This is a genomic window from Shewanella sp. AS1 (assembly GCF_021412565.1).
In the GTDB taxonomy this organism is placed as follows: domain Bacteria; phylum Pseudomonadota; class Gammaproteobacteria; order Enterobacterales; family Shewanellaceae; genus Shewanella.
The window spans coordinates 1-334 of record NZ_JAKCLJ010000048.1 but is presented as its reverse complement, the minus strand read 5'-3'; the positions used below and the strand labels follow the sequence as shown (position 1 = coordinate 334).

The 334-nt window shown below is 53.3% G+C and carries 1 other RNA gene; it reads left to right on the top strand.

The features are described 5' to 3' along the window. Positions 1-2 precede the first annotated feature (2 nt). Positions 3-334: a transfer-messenger RNA gene (gene ssrA / locus LZP69_RS15985) on the top strand; the annotation flags it as partial.

Below are 334 nucleotides of genomic sequence, written 5' to 3'. Positions count from 1 at the left end.
ATTCTGGATTCGACGGGATTTGCGAAGCCCTAGGAGCATGCCGAGGGGCGGTTGGCCTCGTAAAAAGCCGCAAAAAAATAGTCGCAAACGACGAAAACTACGCTTTAGCAGCTTAATACCCTGCTTAGAGCCCTCTCTCCCTAGCCTCCGCTCTTAGGACGGGGATCAAGAGAGGTCAAACCCAAAAGAGATCGCGTGGATGTCCTGCCTGGGGCTGAAGCGTTAAACTCAATCAGGCTAGTCTGTCAGTAGCGTGTCCATCCGCAGCTGGCCGGCGAATGTAAAGATTGGACTAAGCATGTAGTGCCGACGGTGTAGTAATTTCGGACGGGGG